We start from the raw sequence: 630 nt of genomic DNA on the forward strand, positions 1-630 counted from the left end.
ACCGTGAACTGCTCGCACACGCTCTGGCCGTCTTCGCGCACGCTCGGTTGACGGCGGGCGACCGCTCCGACGCCGCCCGCGCCGCTTCCGCCGAGGCCGTCGACCTGTTCCGCGAACTCCTCGAGGAGCAGCCGCTCGCCATGGCCCGGTACGCCGGTGCGGCGCAGGAGGTCCACGACCGGCTGCACGCAGACCGTCCGCCCACCGCGGAGGAGTCGGCTCCGTCCCGCTGAGCGCGGACCGGGCGCCACCTGTCCGGGTGCCGCCCTGGCCGGCCGCTGCCCGGAGTTCGCCTCGCCGGCACCGCCCACGGCCGGTACCGGCTTCGCCACGCCGCACACCTGTGGTGCACCGCCGCAGACCCCTGGGCCCCATGGGCGCTGGTGCGGCTGGCGGAGATGCGGGAGGAGGCCGGGGACCAGGAGGGAGCCGAACGGCTGTACCGTGCCGCCGCCGACACCGGGGACACCTGCCCCCTGTGGTCGCCGGCGACGCAGGAGCAGGGGGGAGACGCGAGCCCACCGGTACCACCCGTACCGGGGCCGGCCACCAAGCGAGCCAAGCCGCTCTGCCTTCTGATAGGCATGTCGCCGGGGACGGGCGTATGCCCGTGGCGGCGCCCTGGGGGAC

At 75.9% G+C, this 630-nt stretch carries 1 protein-coding gene; it reads left to right on the plus strand.

Features of this window, described 5'->3' with window-relative positions:
• The coding region (locus tag KDL01_RS41650) for a hypothetical protein (RefSeq protein WP_212534232.1) at window positions 1-233 on the plus strand (233 nt) is incomplete at its 5' end.
• Window positions 234-630 lie beyond the last annotated feature (397 nt).

Origin of the sequence: Actinospica durhamensis (assembly GCF_018139695.1) — a bacterium.
In the GTDB taxonomy this organism is placed as follows: Bacteria; Actinomycetota; Actinomycetes; order Streptomycetales; family Catenulisporaceae; genus Actinospica; species Actinospica durhamensis.